Raw genomic sequence first — 15829 nt, 5'->3', positions numbered from 1 at the left:
TCGATCCGGCCGCGGCGGTCGGTACCGGCCGGCGGTCGGGGTGCTTCTCCTGGGTTAACGCAGCAGGAGCCGCGCCGGACCGGCGTGGCTCCTGCTGGTGGACCAGGGCATGCGCCCTGGTTCCGTGTCCCGTCGGGGACGTCCTACTTCTTGCCGCCGAAGCCCTTGAAGCGGGCGTTGAAGCGCTCGACGCGACCGGCGGAGTCCATGATGCGCTGCTTGCCCGTGTAGAACGGGTGCGACTCGGACGAGATCTCGACCTCGATGAGGGGGTAGGTGTTGCCGTCCTCCCATTCGATGGTCTTCGCGGAGCCGACCGTGGACTTGGTCAGGAACGCCTTGTCGGAGGCCAGGTCGCGGAAGACGACGGACTGGTACTTGGGGTGGATATCAGACTTCACAGGACTACCTTCTCTGGTTGCCTGGATTTTGCCAGGCACGGGACGTACGAAAGGGTGGCGGATGCGCCAGCTGTCCATACTAGCGCAGCCCGTGGCGGGCGGCTAAACGGCGGCTAGACGGCGGCTAGACGGTGGAGGACGCCGACGGCCCTGCCGGCGCGGAGCGGCACTCCCAGAAGGCGACGGCGGCAGCGGCGGCGACGTTCAGCGAGTCCACCCCGCCGTGCATGGGGATGGTGAGGGCGACGTCGGCTGCCCCGAGGGCGTCCGCGCTCAGTCCGTCGCCCTCCGTCCCGAGGAGCAGGGCGAGGCGCTCGTGGTCGCGGCCGGCGAAGGCGTCGAGGCTGACGGCGCCCGGCACCAGTGCGAGCGCGGCGATGGTGAAGCCGGCGGCCCGGACCTCGGCGAGGTCATCGGGCCAGGAGGCGAGCCGGACCCAGGGAACCTGGAAGACACTGCCCATGCTGACCCGGACGGCCCTGCGGTACAGCGGGTCCGCGCTGCGGGGGCTGAAGAGGACCGCGTCGATCCCGAGGGCCGCCGCCGAACGGAACACCGCTCCGAGGTTCGTGTGGTCGACCATGTCCTCGATGATGGCGACGCGGCGCGCGGTCGCGAGCACGTCGCCCAGGGTCCGGCCCGGCGGACGGTTCATCGCGGCCAGCGCACCCCGGTGCAGGTGGAAGCCCGTGATCGCCTCGAGGGTCGCTTCCGGTGCAACGAACGCGGGCGCGGCGGGGAAGCGGCCGACGACGTCCTCGAGGTCAGGCAGCCACTTGGGGGCCAGCAGGAACGACCGGGGAACATGCCCCGCGTCGATCGCCCGGCGCAGAACCTTCGAGCTCTCCGCGATGTAGAGGCCTTCGGCGGGTTCCCTGGCGAGCCGCAGCTGGACGTCGGTCAGGTTCCGGTAGTCAGCGAGCCGGGGATCATCGACGGAATCGAGGTGGACCAGCATCAGGACCCCGGGGACGGAGAGCCTGCCGCGGTGCGGCAGGTCACGCCCGGGCGACCGCGCTGTAGCGGCCGTTCTCCTCCGTGACCTTCAGCGCGACGTCGAACGCGGCGCTCAGGTTGTCCTCGGTGAGGACGTCGGCGAGGGGTCCTGCGGACACGACCTTGCCGTCGCGCAGGAGGAGGGCGTGGGTGAAGCCGGGCGGCACCTCCTCGAGGTGGTGCGTCACGAGGACCATCGCCGGCGCGTCCTCGTCACGTGCCAGGTCCGTCAGACGGCGCACGAGGTCCTCGCGTCCCGCGAGGTCGAGGCCAGCGGCGGGTTCGTCCAGGAGCAGCAGCTCGGGATCGGCCATGAGTGCCCGCGCGATCTGCACGCGCTTGCGCTCCCCCTCGCTCAGGGAGCCGAAGGAACGGTTCATGTAGCGGGACATGCCCCACGTGTCCAGCAGGCGGAAGGCCCTGCGCTCGTCGAGGCGCTCGTACTGCTCGCGCCAGCGGCCGGTGACGCCGTAGGAGGCGGTGACGACGACGTCCAGCACGGTCTCGTGGTCGGGCACCTGCGAGGCGAGGGCCGCCGAGGCGAGTCCGATCCGCGGCCGGAGTTCGAAGACATCGACGGCACCCATGACCTCGTCGAGGATCCCGACGATGCCGCGCGTGGGGTGCAGCCGTGCGCCCGCGAGCTGCAGCAGTGTGGTCTTGCCCGCCCCGTTGGGGCCCATGACGACCCAGCGCTCACCCTCGCCGACCTGCCAGTCGATCCCGTCGAGCAGGGTCTTGCCACCCCTGACGAGGCTCACTCCCGCCAGTTCCAGAACGTCACTCATGGTCCTAGACACTAGGCTAAGGAGCGGCTTCGTGGCGAAACCACCGGCCTTTCGGGAGAGGCGCCGACCGCGGCGGGACAGGAGCGTACGGAGTGATCAAGGCACGGGTGGTCGCCTGGGCGGCGCGGCTCGACGACGCCCACCGCGACGAGCTGGCCACACGACTCGAGCGCGCCGGCGTCATTGTCGAGGTCGGGTCCCTGCACCGCGGCGCGACGTACGACGTCCTGACCCTGGAGGTGCGGGCCGGAGCCCTGGACGCGTCGTTGCGGACCGGACTGGCCGCGTGGAGCGCGGCCTCCGGCATCGGCGCCGCCCTCGTACGTGAACCCGTCTATGCACCCGGGCGCAAGCTGCTCATCATGGACGTCGATTCCACGCTCATCAAGCAGGAGGTCATCGAACTGCTCGCGGCCCATGCGGGACGCGAGGCCGAGGTCAGGGCCGTGACGGAGGCAGCGATGCGGGGCGACCTCGACTTCTCGCAGTCCCTGCACCAGCGGGTCCGTGCGCTCGAGAACCTGCCCATGTCCGTGATCGACGAGGTGGTGTCCCGGATCGAGCTGAGCGACGGCGCGGAGCAGCTCGTCGCCGCCTACCGGGACGCCGGCCATGTGGTCGGCGTGGTCTCCGGCGGGTTCTCCCAGGTCCTCGCGCCTGTGGCGGAGCGGCTGCGCCTGTCCTTCGCGCGCGCCAACGAGCTGGGGCTCCAGGACGGGATGCTGACCGGCCGGGTGTCCGGGGCCGTCGTCGACCGCGCGGAGAAGGAACGCGTCCTGCGCTCGGAGGCGGAGCGTGCGGGGGTCCCCCTGGCCTCGAGCATCGCGGTGGGGGACGGCGCCAACGACCTCGACATGCTCGCGGCCGCGGGACTCGGCGTGGCGTTCAATGCCAAGCCGGCCGTGCGTGCGGCCGCGGATGTCGCGTTGGACCTGCCGGACCTCGACGTCGTCCGCCACCTGTCAGGACTCTGACAGGGCTGCAGCGCGGGACCTCGGACCGGCGCCGACGGCTCGGATCCTGCGGCGGACAGCGGCCCGGAACGATCCCGCTGCGATCCGCCCGGCGCGGCCAGCGGCCTGTGCTGCTCGGCCCCGCGCGGCCGGCGACCCGACGACGCCCATTCCGCGTCGGTCCGCGGTCACGCTGCGACCGCCCGCCCCGAGCCGGCCGCAGCGTCCCGCCGTGGGTGGACGTCAGCTCTTGGCGAGGAAGTCCTCCGCACCGCCGACGTACTCGGTGTGTCCGGTGGCGATGTCGGCCCTGGCCATCCGGACGATCTCCGTGGCGAACTCCGCCACGGAGTACAGCCGACCGGCTTCCTGGCGGCGGGCCTCGATGGCGCCGGGGGTGGCGCGGTCCAGCAGCGTGGCCGTCACCGTCCCCTCGATCATGTCGCCGGACACGACGACGAGCGAGATGCCCCTGGCCTCGAGGTCGGGGATGAGTGCGCGGAGCGCGTCCTCGCCCGCGCGCTTGCTGCGCGCAACCGGCTCGTAGGCATCCATCGTCTCGACCTTCTCGATGAAGTGTGCCTGGTGGCTCGTGATGAAGACCACGCGGGAGCCGGCCGGCATGACCTCGACGGCTGCGGTGAGCATGGCCACCTGCGCGTCGCGGTTGAGCCGGAGTGCGTAATCCTCCCCCATGGAGGTCTCCATGCCCCCGGACGCGTTCAGCACCAGGAGGTCGAGCCCACCGAAGGTCGAGACGGCGGCGTCGACGAGGGCCGCCGGGCCCTCCGGCGTGGTGAGGTCCGCGCCCACGGCGACGGCTTTGCCGCCGGCTGCCTCGATGCCGGCGACGACCTTCGTGGCGCGCGGTGCCTTCTGCCGGTAGTTGACGACGACGGCAGCGCCCTGCGCTGCGAGTTGCTGGGCGACATCGGCGCCGATGCCGCGCGACGAGCCGGTGACGATTGCAGTGGTTCCCTCGAGGGTGGACATGGTGCTCCTTGTTCTGGGGGCTGGTGCGGAAAAGGGTGCTTCGGGTGGCCGGGGCGAGCCTTCTGCGTCAGTGCCCCATGCCGAGGCCGCCGTCGACCGGGATCACGGCGCCGGAGATGTACCCCGCGTCCTCACCGGCGAGCCAGGACACGACACCGGCCACCTCCTCCGGCGAGGCGAACCGGCCGGCCGGGATGGTGGCGAGGTAGCTCTTGCGGGTGTCCTCGTGAAGTTCCGCCGTCATGTCGGTGTCGATGAACCCGGGCGCGACGACGTTGGCCGTGATGCCGCGCGAGCCGAGCTCCCGCGTGAGGGAGCGGGCGATTCCGATGAGCCCCGACTTGGAGGCCGAGTAGTTGATCTGTCCGGGCGCGCCGTACAGGCCGGTCACGCTCGAGATGAGGATCACCCGACCCCGGCGGAGCCGGATCATGCCGCGGGAGGCGCGCTTGACCACACGGAAGGCACCGGTGAGGTTGGTGTCGATGACATCGGTGAAGTCGCTCTCCGTCATGCGCAGGAGCAGCGTGTCCCGGGTGATGCCGGCGTTGGCCACGAGGACCTCCACGGGACCGTGCTCGGCCTCGACCCGGGTGAAGGCGGCGTCGATCTGCTCCTCGCTGGTGACGTCGGCCTTGACGCCCAGCATGCCCTCGGGAATCTCACCACTTCGGTAGGTGATGGCAACCTTGTCGCCGTTGGCTACGAATACCTTGGCGATGGCCAGTCCGATCCCACGGTTACCCCCGGTGATGAGGACGCTGCGGCCGGTGGCCGTCGTCGTGTTGTCTGCACCAGATGCCACGGGAAGAACTCCTCTGTCTGCGGGCCGGAAAGGGGTCCGCGTTGTCCGTATCGACGATCGTCGCGAGCGATCCGGCGGGGATGTACCGCGTCCCGCCGGCCCCGTCCGCGCCTGTCCGTCGAACTATCCCGACGATCCTATCGGCGCATCCCTCGACTTCGGGAACGAAGCCCGAAGTGAGACAATAGAGGGAGTCTCTTTGGAGTGTGATGAGTAAACAAACGAAGCACAACACAGACGTCCACAGCATCTCAGACGCACGTGAATCACACAGCGATGAAATGCGAACCCGAATGATCCGCTACACGGTCTCGATGAGTATCCGCCTCGTCTGCTTCATCCTGGTCTTCGTCGTTCCCTACGGCTGGCTGTCCTGGGTCATGATCGCGGGCGCGGTCTTCCTGCCGTACTTCGCGGTCGTGGTCGCCAACGGCGGCGGTGACACGAGCAACATCCGGCACAGCGATGCGCTGATCGACCGTGCGCCGGTCCGCGAGATCGAGGCGAAGGTGGTCGACGCCGGTCCCGAGGACGACGACGACATCCTGAGTGGCGAGATCGTCGACGACAGCGTCGACCCTGCCCATCACGGATCACGCGCGGCGCGCATCGGAGGACCGGGCACGGATGCCTGACGTATCACCGCTCCCCCGACCCGCGGTCACCCCGACCGCGGGTCTCGGTCTGTTCGGTGTGCACCCGGCACCCGGCGACGCTCCGGTCTGCTCCCGCAAGGGATGCCGCGAGCGGGCCACCTGGCAACTGCTCTGGAACAATCCGCGGATCCATGCACCCGGGCGACGCAAGGCCTGGGCCTCCTGTCCCGAGCACGTGACGTGGTTCGAGGAGTACCTGCGCGAGCGCGGGCTGTGGAAAGAGACGCTGCCCCTGACCGCCGGCCGGCCGATGGGAGCCCGCTAGATGTACCGGTTCCTCTTCTCCGCACGCTGGTTCGGCTGGCTCGCCATGGTGATCGTGCTGGCAGCCGGCTGCGTGGGGCTCGGCCGCTGGCAGCTCGACCGGCGGGAGGCCGTCGTGGAGGACATCCAGCGCATCGAGGCGAATTACGACGCGGCGCCCCAGCGCTACGTCCCGGGCGAGAACGGCTTCGACAGGTACGACCCAGCACGCGAGTGGACCCCCGTGACCTTCATCGGTACCTATGACGTGGACAACCAGGTCGTGGCACGGAACCGTCCCCTCAACGGCCAGCCCGGATACGAGGTGCTCACGCCGTTGCGGCTCGACGACGGCACGGCCGTCATCATCGACCGCGGCTGGCTGCCGATCGGGAACATCGAGGCTGGCCGGCCCGATGAGATCCCGGCCCCTCCGTCCGGGCAGGTCGAGGTGACCGCGAGGATGAAGCCGGGTGAGCCGGCCGTCAACCGCGGAGCGCCGGAGGGCCAGGTGGCGTCGATCGACCTCGTCGCGCTGTCCGACCGCCTCAACTACCCACTGCAGGACGCGGCCTACGGACTCCTCGCGCTCGAGCGGCCAGGAGCCGCAGTCACGCCCGTCGCGGCCCCCAAACCGTCGATCGACGAGGGCCCGCATCTGTCCTACTCCCTGCAGTGGTTCGCCTTCGGGGTCCTCGCCTTCGTGGGCCTCGGGTACGCAGCCCGGCAGCAGCGACGCAGCAATGCCGAGCTGGACGGGACCGCCCCCGACCTGCCGACGCGGCAGCGCCGTCGTCCCTCGTCCGAGGAGGAGGAGGACGCCATCCTCGACGCACAGGGGATCCGCTAGCTCCGGATGCCGGGCTTCCGTCAGCGACGGAGCCAGCCGAGCGCAGCACGCTGGACCACGGGCAGCGACGAGACGACGAGGTCGTAGGAGTCCTCGATCAGGTCGCGGAGCATCTCCTCGTCCAGGGCGCCGTCGAGACGCACACCGTTCCAGTGCTTCTTGTTCAGGTGCCATGCGCCGGTGATCTCCGGATGGGCGGAGCGGAGCTGCACGGCGAGGGCGGGGTCACATTTGAGGGAGATGGAGAGCGGTTCCACCTCCACCCGGACGAGGGCGAAGATTCTGCCCGGGCCGGGCGGTGCGGCCCGTCCAGGGACCCGCACCCGGAACACGGCGATCTCCGGGCCGAACGGATAGTCCTCATAGGCACCGGTGAGTCCCAGGCAGGCGGCCCGGAGCCATTCGACGTCCATACGGCCACCCTAGTCCTGACGTCCGTGACTGCGCCGCCGGACCGGTGGAAAGTCGTCCGAGAAACGTCGGAGCTGATCGGTTCGACAGCCCCCTGAGGAGTTATGCTGACGGACCCTCGTGCTGATCACCTCGTGACCTGATCCGAGATCATCCCTTCTGGATACTCAGCAGTGCGATCGCGCTTTCGGCCCCGCCCCTCCGCTGGAAGGCGAACCTTGAAAAGCAGCAGTACAGCACGCCATGCCCACTCCCGCCCGAACCGACGGGCGCCCGGCGCCCTGGCGGCGGGGGCGCTCGTCTTCACGCTGCTGGCCACGGCCAGCGGCCCCTGGTCGGCGTCCGCCGCCGAAGCCCCCGTGGGCCTCGGCACGGCCGGGTCCTACTCCGTCCTCGGCGGTGAGACCGTCACCAACACCGGTCCCACCACCCTCACCGGCAACCTCGGCGTCAGCCCCGGGTCCGCGATCACGGGCTTCCCGCCGGGCGTCGCGTCCGGAACGATCAATACCGCGAACGCCGAAGCACTTCAGGCGCAGTCCGACGTCGGGATCGCCTACGACGACGCCGCGAGCAGGGCCCTCACCGAAAGCGTTGCGGGCGATCTGGTGGGGCGCACGTTCCCTGCGGGCGTCTACAACTCCACCGGCCCGCTGGCGCTCAGCGGCACGGTGACCCTCGACGCGCAGGGCGACCCGAATGCCGTCTTCATCTTCCAGGTCGCGTCGACGCTCATCACGGCGTCCGCGAGCAACGTCGCCCTCATCGGCGGGGCCAGCGCCTGCAACGTCTTCTGGCAGGTCGGTTCTTCCGCGACCCTCGGGACCGCTTCCTCCTTCACGGGCACGATCCTCGCCCTCAGCTCGATCGCGGTGACGACATCCGCCACCGTCGACGGCCGGGCGCTCGCGCGGACCGGTGCCGTCACCCTCGACGACAATGTCTTCGTCACCGACTCGTGCGCCGCCGTACCGACGGCGGAGCCCACCGGGAGCCCCAGTGCGACGCCGACCGCCACGCCGACCGTGCCCCCCACGGCCACGCCGACGGTCACGGCCACGCCGACGCTCACACCGACACCCACGGCCACTCCCACTGCCACACCGACACCTACGGCCACTCCTACTGCCACTCCGACGGCCACTCCTACGCCGACGCCCACTGCCACGGCCACGCCGACACCCTCCCAGCAGCCGACCGCTCCCCAGCCGACGACCGGTCCCTCCGACGCGCCCGGCGCACCGATCCTGCCGGGCACTGGGGACGGTACCGGTGGTTCGGGCGGCACGGGCGACGGCTTCGGCGGATCGGGCGGTCTGGGCGGCGGCACCGGTGGTTCGGGCGGTATCGGCGGCGGCTCCAGCGGGTCGACCGACGATACGGCCGGCGGCGGCAGCAGGTCGCTCGGCATGAATCGCGGGACGAACGTCCAGACCTCGGCCACTGTCGCGGGCCCGTCGACGCCATTCACTCCGACGTTCGCCGGCGCTGCCCTGCTGTGCGCGGTCGCCGCGCTCGGCTCGCTTAAGGACGTGGGAATCAGGCGCACGGCGCGATCGCACCGCCGGCACTGACCCGCATCGGGCCACGGACCGGGCGCATCATCCGTCCGGCGTCGCGGCTGTTCTCGGGCCCCAGGTCGGTCGACGTCGGCCCGGACAGACCTGTCCACCGGTGCGAGGGTGCGGCCTCCGGGCCCACCCTCGTCCCTGTGGGTCCGCCGTCTCGGCTCAGCCGGTGACGGCGAGAGCAGCCGCTGACCTGTTGTTCCCCGCCGGTGGTTCGCCGCCGGTGGTTCGCCGGCGGTCGTTCCGCGGTCGATGGATCCATGTCACCGGCGCGTCCGTTCCGCGGACCGCCGCCGGGTGACGCGGATCAGGCCACCTGACGGATCAGGCCAGGGTGACGAGCTCCAGGTAATCCTGGTTCCAGAGGTCCTCGACGCCGTCGGGCAGTAGCACCACCCGCTCGGGGTCGAGCGCATCGACCGCACCCTCGTCGTGACTCACCATCACCACGGCACCGCTGTAGTTCTTCAGCGCCCCGAGGATCTCGGCGCGGCTCGCGGGATCGAGGTTGTTGGTGGGCTCGTCCAGGAGCAGCACATTGGCCGAGGAGGCGACGATCGTGGCGAGGGCCAGGCGGGTCTTCTCACCACCGGACAGCACTCCGGCCGGCTTGTCGACATCGTCACCCGAGAAGAGGAACGAGCCGAGGATGCCGCGTACTTCGGCGTCCTGCATGTCGGGGGCCGAGGACTTCATGTTCTCGAGCACGGAGCGTTCCGTGTCGAGCGTCTCGTGCTCCTGGGCGTAGTAGCCGACCTTGAGACCGTGACCGGCGATGACCTTGCCGGTGTCCGGCGTGTCGACGCCCGCGAGCATGCGGAGCAATGTCGTCTTGCCGGCTCCGTTGAGCCCGAGGATGACCACCTTGGAACCGCGATCGATGGCGAGATCGACGTCGGTGAAGATCTCGAGCGACCCGTAGGACTTGCTGAGCCCCTCGGCCGTCATCGGGGTCTTGCCGCAGGGCGAGGGCTCGGGGAAGCGGAGCGCCGCCACGCGGTCCGAGGCGCGGACGGCGTCGAGCCCGCCGAGCAGCCGCTCGGCCCGCTTGGCCATGTTCTGCGCAGCGACGGCCTTCGAGGCTTTCGCGCGCATCTTGTTCGCCTGGTCCATGAGGACCTGCGCCTTCTTCTCCGCGTTGGCGCGCTCGCGCTTCCGCGCGCGCTCGTCCGTCTCGCGCTGCAGCTGGAATCGCTTCCAGCCCATGTTGTAGATGTCGATCGTGCCGCGGTTCGCGTCGAGCTGGAACACCTTGTTGACGGTCGCCTGCAGCAGTTCCACGTCGTGGCTGATCACGATCAGGCCGCCCTGGTGGTTCTTCAGGAATTCACGCAGCCAGGTGATGGAGTCGGCGTCGAGGTGGTTGGTGGGTTCGTCGAGGAGCATCGTCTCCGCGCCGGAGAAGAGGATCCGCGCCAGCTCGACCCGGCGGCGCTGGCCGCCCGAGAGCGTCTTCAGCGGCTGGTTCAGGATGCGCTCCGGCAGAGCGAGGTTGGAGGAGATGGCCGCGGCCTCGGCCTCTGCCGAGTAGCCGCCACCGGCGAGGAATGCCGCCTCGATGCGGTCGTAGCGGGCCATGGCCTTGTTCCGCACCGACGTCTTCTCGCTCGCCATGTCCTCCTGCGCCTGGCGCAGTTCGGTCACGACTGCGTCCAGGTTCCGGGCGGAGAGGATGCGGTCCCGGGCGAGCTGCTCCATGTCGGGCGTGCGCGGGTCCTGGGGCAGGTAGCCGATCTCGCCGGACCGGGTGACAGTGCCTCCTGCGGGCAGCGACTCCCCCGCCAGGACCTTGGTCAGCGTCGTCTTGCCTGCGCCGTTCCGGCCCACGAGGCCGATCTTGTCGCCCTTGTCCACGCGGAAGGACACCTCGTCCATGAGCAGGCGAGCGCCGGCCCGGAGCTCCAGGTTCGATACGTTGATCACGGTCAGGGCCTTTCGATGGTGTGCCTGAGACGGCGGTTTATTGTAGGAATCCCACAAGGGATCCCCTGGTGACCGGCGCTAGTCTCGGTACAGAAGCAGTTACGGCTGGAGGAAGTCGACAAATCACCGGAGCAACCGGTGCGACTCCGGCCCGCTGGAGGAGCGTGTGCCATGCAGCCGACCGAGAAGACCTCTCCCGGACCTATCACCGACGGCCGTCCGTCGTCCCGCAAGCGGTGGGACACCACCGATCTCTCGCTGGTCGCGGTCTTCGCCGCCCTCATCGCCGCCCTTGCAATCGTACCCGGTATCCCGGTCGGCCCGCTCGGCGTGCCGATCACCCTGCAGACGCTCGGCGTCATGCTCGCCGGAGCGGTCCTGGGACCAGGGCGCGGGACCGCCGCCGTCCTCCTGTACCTCGCCGCCGGACTGATCGGCCTCCCCGTGTTCAGTGGCTTCAGCGGCGGCTTCGGCGTCCTCGCCGGACCGTCCGCCGGCTACCTCATCGCCTTCCCGCCGGCGGCACTCGTCGCAGGACTGCTCGCCAGGGCGGTCCTGCGCAGTGCCACCCGTTTCCGCGCCGTCCTGCTCTTCCTCGCGTGCGTCGTCGCGAGCCTGTCGACCATCCATCCGCTCGGCGTGGCGGGGCTCATGGTGAACGCCGAGCTGTCCCTCCGTGACGCCGTCCTCGTCGACGCCGCATACCTGCCGGGTGATGTCGTCAAGAACGTCCTCGCGGCCCTCCTCGCGGTGTCGGTGCATCGCGCCTTCCCGCGGCTCCTCGCCCGACCCCGTGCCTGAGCGCCCCGACTGCCGAGCCCGCCGACGATGATCGAGTTCATCGGAGCGGCAGTGCGGTCGGACGACGACCGGCGCACGCTGCTGCACCCGCTGACCCTGTCCCTGGTGGAACGACGGATCTCCGTCATCGGCGCCAACGGCTCGGGCAAGTCGACCCTCCTCCGCCTCGTCAACGGATTGCGGCTGCCCTCGCAGGGGCGGGTCGAGGTCCTCGGTCGGGACACCCGGAAGGCCGGCAACACCGTCCGCAGATCGGTGGGGTTCGTCTTCACCGATCCACTCTCGCAGCTGGTGATGCCCACGGGACGCGAGGACGTCGAGCTGTCCCTCCGGACCCGCAAGCTGCCTGCCGCGGAGCGCCGGCTGCGCGCCGGCGAGGTGCTGCGGCACTTCGGCCTGGAGCACCTCGCCGACCGCAGCATCTACGACCTCTCCGGCGGTGAACGGCAGATCCTCGCCCTCGCCGTGGTCCTCGCGGTCGAGCCGCACATCCTCCTGGCCGACGAACCGACCACGCTGCTCGACCTGCGGAACGACAGGGCGGTGCGAGCCCTGCTCGCCGGCCTCGGGCAGCAGGTGGTGTTCACCACCCACAACCTCGACTTCGCCCGGGAGGCGGAGCGTACCCTCGTCATCGACGGCGGACGGGTGGTGTTCGACGGCAGGCCCGACGACGCGGTGTCCTTCTACCGGGCGTTGTCCGCCCAGCCCGACGGCGGCCCGGCGGGCGACGGACACCTCCTGCCGTGAGGGGATTCGGCAGCACGCTCGGCCTGTACCGTCCGGGAGCGGGCCTCCTGTACCGGTTGCCGCTCGCACCGAAAGCGGCGGCGTCACTCGGGTGCGCGATCGCCGTCGTCGGGTGGGGTTCCGTGCCCACCACGAGCACCGTCCTGGTACTCGCGCTCGCCGGCCTGCTGATCGGCGCCCGACAATCCGTGCTGCAGACGGCGCGGATGCTGCTTCCGGTGGCCCCCGTGCTCGGGATCCTCGCGCTCTACCAGGGCTTCTCGCAGGGCTGGGTCCAGGCGTTCGTCGTGGTGGGCGGGATCGCGGGATGCCTCCTCGCGGCGCGGTCGGTGACGCTGACGACTCCCCTGCAGGTGCTGCTGGACGGCACCGCGTCGCTCGCCCGCCCGTTCCGGCGACTGGGCGCCGACCCGGAACGCTTCGCCCTGGCCCTGTCCATCATGCTGCGGAGCATCCCCTACCTCGCAGGCCTGTTCGTCGACGTCCGGGAGGCAGCACGCGCCCGGGGCCTGGAGCGGAGCCCCCGGGTCGCGGTGACCCCGCTGGTCCTCGGCGCCGTCGCGTACGCGCACCGGACGGGTGAGGCGCTGGCCGCCCGGGGGCTGGGTGAGCACGACGACGAGGAGGACGACCGCGGGCAGGACCACGGGAGCGTCGTCGGATGAAACCGCCGGGTCCGCAGAAGGGCGGTCCCGGTCGTCGCCGGAACCGCCCTCCATGTCCATCACGCCCGTCGGCAGCCGACATCGGCAGCCGGCGTCGGACGATCAGATGTTGAAGCCGAGTGCCCGCATCTGGTCGCGGCCGTCCTCGGTGATCTTCTCGGGACCCCACGGCGGCATCCACACCCAGTTGAGGCGCCACTCGTCCACGACGCCGTCCAGCGCCTGGCCGACCTGCTCCTCGAGCACGTCGGTCAGCGGGCAGGCCGCCGTCGTCAAGGTCATGTCGATCAGGAGGGCACCGTCCTCCGCGTACTTCAGGCCGTAGAGGAGGCCGAGATCGACGATGTTGACGCCCAGCTCGGGGTCGATCACATCACGGAGCGCTTCCTCGACGTCGCCCAGCGCGGTCTGCGCCTGCTGCACATCAGTCATCGAACTGTTCCTTTCGCGTATCCCGACGGCGGTCGGGAGATCGGAGTGGTCCTAGGCCTCGACCGGAGTCTGGGCCGTGAACCGATCGTAGCCCTCGGCCTCGAGCTGGTCGGCGAGTTCGGGCCCGCCCTGCTCGGCGATGCGACCGGCGACGAACACGTGGACGAAGTCCGGCTTGATGTAGCGGAGGATCCGCGTGTAGTGCGTGATGAGGAGCGTGCCCATCTCGCCCTTCGAGTGCTCACGGTTGACACCCTCGGAGACGACCTTCAGGGCGTCGACGTCGAGGCCGGAGTCGGTCTCGTCGAGGATGGCGAACTTGGGGCGGAAGAGCTCGAGCTGCAGGATCTCCACGCGCTTCTTCTCACCACCGGAGAAGCCCTCGTTGACGTTGCGCTGGGCGAAGTCCGCATCGATGCGCAGCTGGGCCATGGCGGTCTTGACGTCCTTGGTCCAGTGGCGGAGGCTCGGCGCCTCGCCGTCGAGGGCGGTCTTCGCGGTCCGCAGGAAGTTGGTCATGGTGACGCCCGGGACCTCGACGGGGTACTGCATCGCGAGGAAGAGGCCGGCACGCGCACGCTCGTCGACGCTCATGGACAGGACGTCCTCGCCGTCGAGCGTGATGGAGCCGCTGTCCACCGTGTAGCGGGGGTGGCCGGCGATGGTCGACGCGAGGGTCGACTTGCCGGAGCCGTTGGGCCCCATGATGGCATGGGTCTCGCCGGTGTTGATGGTCAGCGTGACGCCCTTGAGGATGGGGACATTCCCCTGCTCGGTGTCGATGCTGACGTGCAGGTCCTTGATTTCAAGTGTGGACATCGTGTTCTTTCTCCTTCGCCTGCTGGTGCAGGAAGAGTGCAGGAAGTAGGGGGTGCGGGACGGCGTTCCGTCAGCCGAACTGCGGTGCCGGCGCCCCGTTGGTGACGGTGGTGACATCGACGTAGACGTTGCCGTCGTGGATCTCCAGCGCGAAGACCGGGACCGGCTCGTACGCCGGGAGCTGCAGGGGGGCGCCGCTGCGCAGGTCGAACTGGGAACCGTGGCCCCAGCACTCGATGGCGCACCCCTCGACATCGCCCTCCGAGAGGGAGATGTCCGCGTGGGAACAGGTGTCCCCCAGCGCGTGGATCTCCCCGTCGGAGTCACGGACGACGGCTACGGGGTAGTCGTCGATGAGGACCCTCAGGGCCTGCTTGACCTGGATGTCGTCGACGCTGCAGATCAGCTCGCCGCGGGGTTCGGCAGCCATCAGAGGTTGCCCGCAGCGAGCTCGCGCTCGACGGACTCCGACAGGCGCTCCTCGAGGGCGGGCACCTTGATCTGCTGGATGACCTCGGTGAGGAACCCGCGGACCACGAGGCGGCGTGCAGCCTTCTCGGGGATGCCGCGTGCCATCAGGTAGAACAGGTGCTCGTCGTCGAAGCGGCCGGTGGCGCTGGCGTGGCCGGCACCCTCGATCAGGCCGGTCTCGATCTCGAGGTTCGGCACGGAATCCGAGCGCGCACCGTCCGTGAGGATCAGGTTGCGGTTGGTCTCGTAGGTGTCGGTACCCTCGGCGGCCTTGCGGATGAGGACGTCGCCCACCCAGACGGTGTGCGCGTCGTCGCCCTGCAGGGCGCCCTTGTAGGTGACGCGGGACTTGCAGTTGGGTACGGCGTGGTCCACCAGGAGGCGCTGCTCGAGGTGCTGGCCGGCGTCGGCGAAGTACAGCCCGTACATCTCGACCTCCGCGCCGGGCGCGGTGAAGATCGACGACGGCGTCAGCCGCACGAGGTCGCCGCCGAGGCTGACGACGACGTGCTTGTAGCGCGCGTCGCGGCCCACCTTCGCCTGCTGCGAGGAGACGTGCACGGCGTCGTCGTCCCATTCCTGGACGCTGACGACGGTGAGCTCCGCGCCGTCGCCGACCACGATCTCGACGTTCTGCGCGAGCGTCGCCGAGCCCTGGTGGTCGAGGACGACGACGGCCTTCGAGAAGGCCTTCGCGTCGATGAGGATGTGCTGCGCCGAGGCTTCGGCGTGCGTCCCCCGGACGCTGACCATGACCTCGCCGTCGGCCACGGTCTCCTGCGGGACGGTGATGACGGTGGCGTCACCGAAGGCGTTCCACGCGGCGGCGGACACGCGGTCCTCGGGGGTCGCCGAGGCGCCGAGCCGGACGTCGTCGCGACCGACCGTCTCGACGGTCACGTTGCCGGCCCCGGTGACCTCGACCGCCGGCGCAGAGGCGGACAGCGCCTCCGTGTGCAGGCCGCGCAGGCGCTTCAGCGGGGTGAAACGCCAGTCCTCCTCGAGCCCCGTGAGGGTCGGGAAGTCCGCGATGTCGAAGGACCTGCGACGCTCACCGCGAGACGCCTCCGGGATCACCGGGGCATTGCCGTGGCTGTGCTTCTTCAGGCCGAGCTGCTCGCTGCCGGTGTCCCCGGTCGAGAGGGACTCGCCCTCCTCGGTGAAGCCGTCGATCGCTCTCGAGCGGTCGACGGCGCCTGCGGGAGCGCCGAGGCGCGCCTTCTCGTCGAGGTCGCCGAGATCGGTGACCTCGGCGTCAGGCGCAGTGTCGGGTGTGGATTCCGTGTGGGTGGTCTCAGCCATTA

At 70.0% G+C, this 15829-nt stretch carries 19 protein-coding genes; 8 read left to right on the top strand and 11 right to left on the bottom strand.

Going from position 1 to position 15829, the window contains the following annotated elements; translation table 11 throughout:
- Window positions 1-143: 143 nt before the first annotated feature.
- The 3 genes from NVV32_RS07240 to NVV32_RS07230 form a co-directional block, all read right to left on the bottom strand.
- Window positions 144-401, bottom strand: coding sequence for a type B 50S ribosomal protein L31 (locus NVV32_RS07240; protein WP_055773464.1), 258 nt, complete (start codon window positions 399-401; stop codon window positions 144-146).
- Window positions 402-525: 124 nt separating this feature from the next.
- The gene (locus NVV32_RS07235) at window positions 526-1359 is read right to left on the bottom strand and encodes a TrmH family RNA methyltransferase (protein ID WP_422391838.1); all 834 of its coding nucleotides are present in this window, start codon (window positions 1357-1359) and stop codon (window positions 526-528) included.
- Window positions 1360-1399: 40 nt separating this feature from the next.
- Complete coding sequence (locus NVV32_RS07230) at window positions 1400-2185, bottom strand: ABC transporter ATP-binding protein (RefSeq protein ID WP_055773469.1); 786 nt, start codon at window positions 2183-2185, stop codon at window positions 1400-1402.
- A 92-nt stretch (window positions 2186-2277) separates the two neighbouring features.
- On the opposite strand from NVV32_RS07230, the gene serB reads away from it, so the two are divergent.
- Window positions 2278-3159, top strand: coding sequence for a phosphoserine phosphatase SerB (serB, locus tag NVV32_RS07225; protein WP_422391837.1), 882 nt, complete (start codon window positions 2278-2280; stop codon window positions 3157-3159).
- A 222-nt stretch (window positions 3160-3381) separates the two neighbouring features.
- Here serB and NVV32_RS07220 read toward each other — a convergent pair whose 3' ends face one another.
- Together NVV32_RS07220 and fabG are read right to left on the bottom strand one after the other, a co-directional pair.
- Window positions 3382-4131, bottom strand: coding sequence for an SDR family oxidoreductase (locus tag NVV32_RS07220; RefSeq protein WP_422391836.1), 750 nt, complete (start codon window positions 4129-4131; stop codon window positions 3382-3384).
- A 67-nt stretch (window positions 4132-4198) separates the two neighbouring features.
- Complete coding sequence (fabG, locus tag NVV32_RS07215; protein WP_422391835.1) at window positions 4199-4936, bottom strand: 3-oxoacyl-ACP reductase FabG; 738 nt, start codon at window positions 4934-4936, stop codon at window positions 4199-4201.
- 281 nt (window positions 4937-5217) lie between these two features.
- Between fabG and NVV32_RS07210 the strand changes: the two genes are divergently transcribed.
- The 3 genes from NVV32_RS07210 to NVV32_RS07200 are packed head-to-tail and all read left to right on the top strand — an operon-like array spanning window position 5218 to window position 6685.
- Window positions 5218-5571: a DUF3099 domain-containing protein gene (locus tag NVV32_RS07210; RefSeq protein WP_422391834.1), complete on the top strand. Its 354-nt coding sequence runs from the start codon at window positions 5218-5220 to the stop codon at window positions 5569-5571.
- Complete coding sequence (locus NVV32_RS07205; protein WP_422391833.1) at window positions 5564-5857, top strand: hypothetical protein; 294 nt, start codon at window positions 5564-5566, stop codon at window positions 5855-5857. Before NVV32_RS07210 ends, NVV32_RS07205 begins: the two co-directional genes overlap by 8 nt.
- The gene (locus NVV32_RS07200) at window positions 5858-6685 is read left to right on the top strand and encodes an SURF1 family protein (RefSeq protein ID WP_422391832.1); all 828 of its coding nucleotides are present in this window, start codon (window positions 5858-5860) and stop codon (window positions 6683-6685) included. It begins immediately after the preceding gene.
- 20 nt (window positions 6686-6705) lie between these two features.
- Here NVV32_RS07200 and NVV32_RS07195 read toward each other — a convergent pair whose 3' ends face one another.
- Window positions 6706-7098 carry an MmcQ/YjbR family DNA-binding protein gene (locus tag NVV32_RS07195; protein WP_422391831.1) on the bottom strand — a complete coding sequence of 131 codons (393 nt, stop codon included), beginning with the start codon at window positions 7096-7098 and terminating at the stop codon, window positions 6706-6708.
- Between the two features lie 216 nt (window positions 7099-7314).
- Between NVV32_RS07195 and NVV32_RS07190 the strand changes: the two genes are divergently transcribed.
- On the top strand, window positions 7315-8670 hold the full coding sequence (locus NVV32_RS07190) for an ice-binding family protein (protein WP_422391830.1): 1356 nt from the start codon (window positions 7315-7317) through the stop codon (window positions 8668-8670).
- A gap of 318 nt (window positions 8671-8988) precedes the next feature.
- On the opposite strand, the gene NVV32_RS07185 is transcribed toward NVV32_RS07190, so the two are convergent.
- On the bottom strand, window positions 8989-10587 hold the full coding sequence (locus tag NVV32_RS07185; RefSeq protein WP_055773488.1) for an ABC-F family ATP-binding cassette domain-containing protein: 1599 nt from the start codon (window positions 10585-10587) through the stop codon (window positions 8989-8991).
- Window positions 10588-10758: 171 nt separating this feature from the next.
- Here NVV32_RS07185 and NVV32_RS07180 point away from each other — a divergent pair, with 171 nt between their 5' ends.
- Genes NVV32_RS07180 through NVV32_RS07170 form a run of 3 tightly spaced genes read left to right on the top strand, consistent with a single transcriptional unit; the run spans window position 10759 to window position 12803 of the window.
- Window positions 10759-11388 carry a biotin transporter BioY gene (locus NVV32_RS07180; RefSeq protein WP_422391829.1) on the top strand — a complete coding sequence of 210 codons (630 nt, stop codon included), beginning with the start codon at window positions 10759-10761 and terminating at the stop codon, window positions 11386-11388.
- A 27-nt stretch (window positions 11389-11415) separates the two neighbouring features.
- Window positions 11416-12138, top strand: coding sequence for an energy-coupling factor ABC transporter ATP-binding protein (locus NVV32_RS07175; RefSeq protein WP_422391828.1), 723 nt, complete (start codon window positions 11416-11418; stop codon window positions 12136-12138).
- Window positions 12135-12803, top strand: coding sequence for an energy-coupling factor transporter transmembrane component T family protein (locus NVV32_RS07170; RefSeq protein WP_422391827.1), 669 nt, complete (start codon window positions 12135-12137; stop codon window positions 12801-12803). The genes NVV32_RS07175 and NVV32_RS07170 overlap by 4 nt, the downstream gene beginning before the upstream one ends.
- Before the next feature lie 102 nt (window positions 12804-12905).
- Here the strand turns inward: NVV32_RS07170 and NVV32_RS07165 are convergent, their stop codons facing one another.
- From NVV32_RS07165 to sufD, 4 genes are all read right to left on the bottom strand, one after another.
- On the bottom strand, window positions 12906-13235 hold the full coding sequence (locus tag NVV32_RS07165; RefSeq protein ID WP_055773495.1) for a metal-sulfur cluster assembly factor: 330 nt from the start codon (window positions 13233-13235) through the stop codon (window positions 12906-12908).
- Window positions 13236-13286: 51 nt separating this feature from the next.
- Window positions 13287-14054 carry a Fe-S cluster assembly ATPase SufC gene (gene sufC, locus NVV32_RS07160; RefSeq protein ID WP_055773496.1) on the bottom strand — a complete coding sequence of 256 codons (768 nt, stop codon included), beginning with the start codon at window positions 14052-14054 and terminating at the stop codon, window positions 13287-13289.
- 70 nt (window positions 14055-14124) lie between these two features.
- The gene (locus tag NVV32_RS07155; RefSeq protein WP_055773499.1) at window positions 14125-14484 is read right to left on the bottom strand and encodes a non-heme iron oxygenase ferredoxin subunit; all 360 of its coding nucleotides are present in this window, start codon (window positions 14482-14484) and stop codon (window positions 14125-14127) included.
- On the bottom strand, window positions 14484-15827 hold the full coding sequence (sufD, locus tag NVV32_RS07150) for a Fe-S cluster assembly protein SufD (RefSeq protein ID WP_082471653.1): 1344 nt from the start codon (window positions 15825-15827) through the stop codon (window positions 14484-14486). Before sufD ends, NVV32_RS07155 begins: the two co-directional genes overlap by 1 nt.
- Window positions 15828-15829: the final 2 nt, after the last annotated feature.

The organism is Arthrobacter sp. N1 (assembly GCF_048288285.1).
Classification (GTDB): Bacteria; Actinomycetota; Actinomycetes; order Actinomycetales; family Micrococcaceae; genus Arthrobacter_D.
Note: the sequence above shows the minus strand (reverse complement) of the source record. Positions and strands in the feature narration are given on the sequence as shown.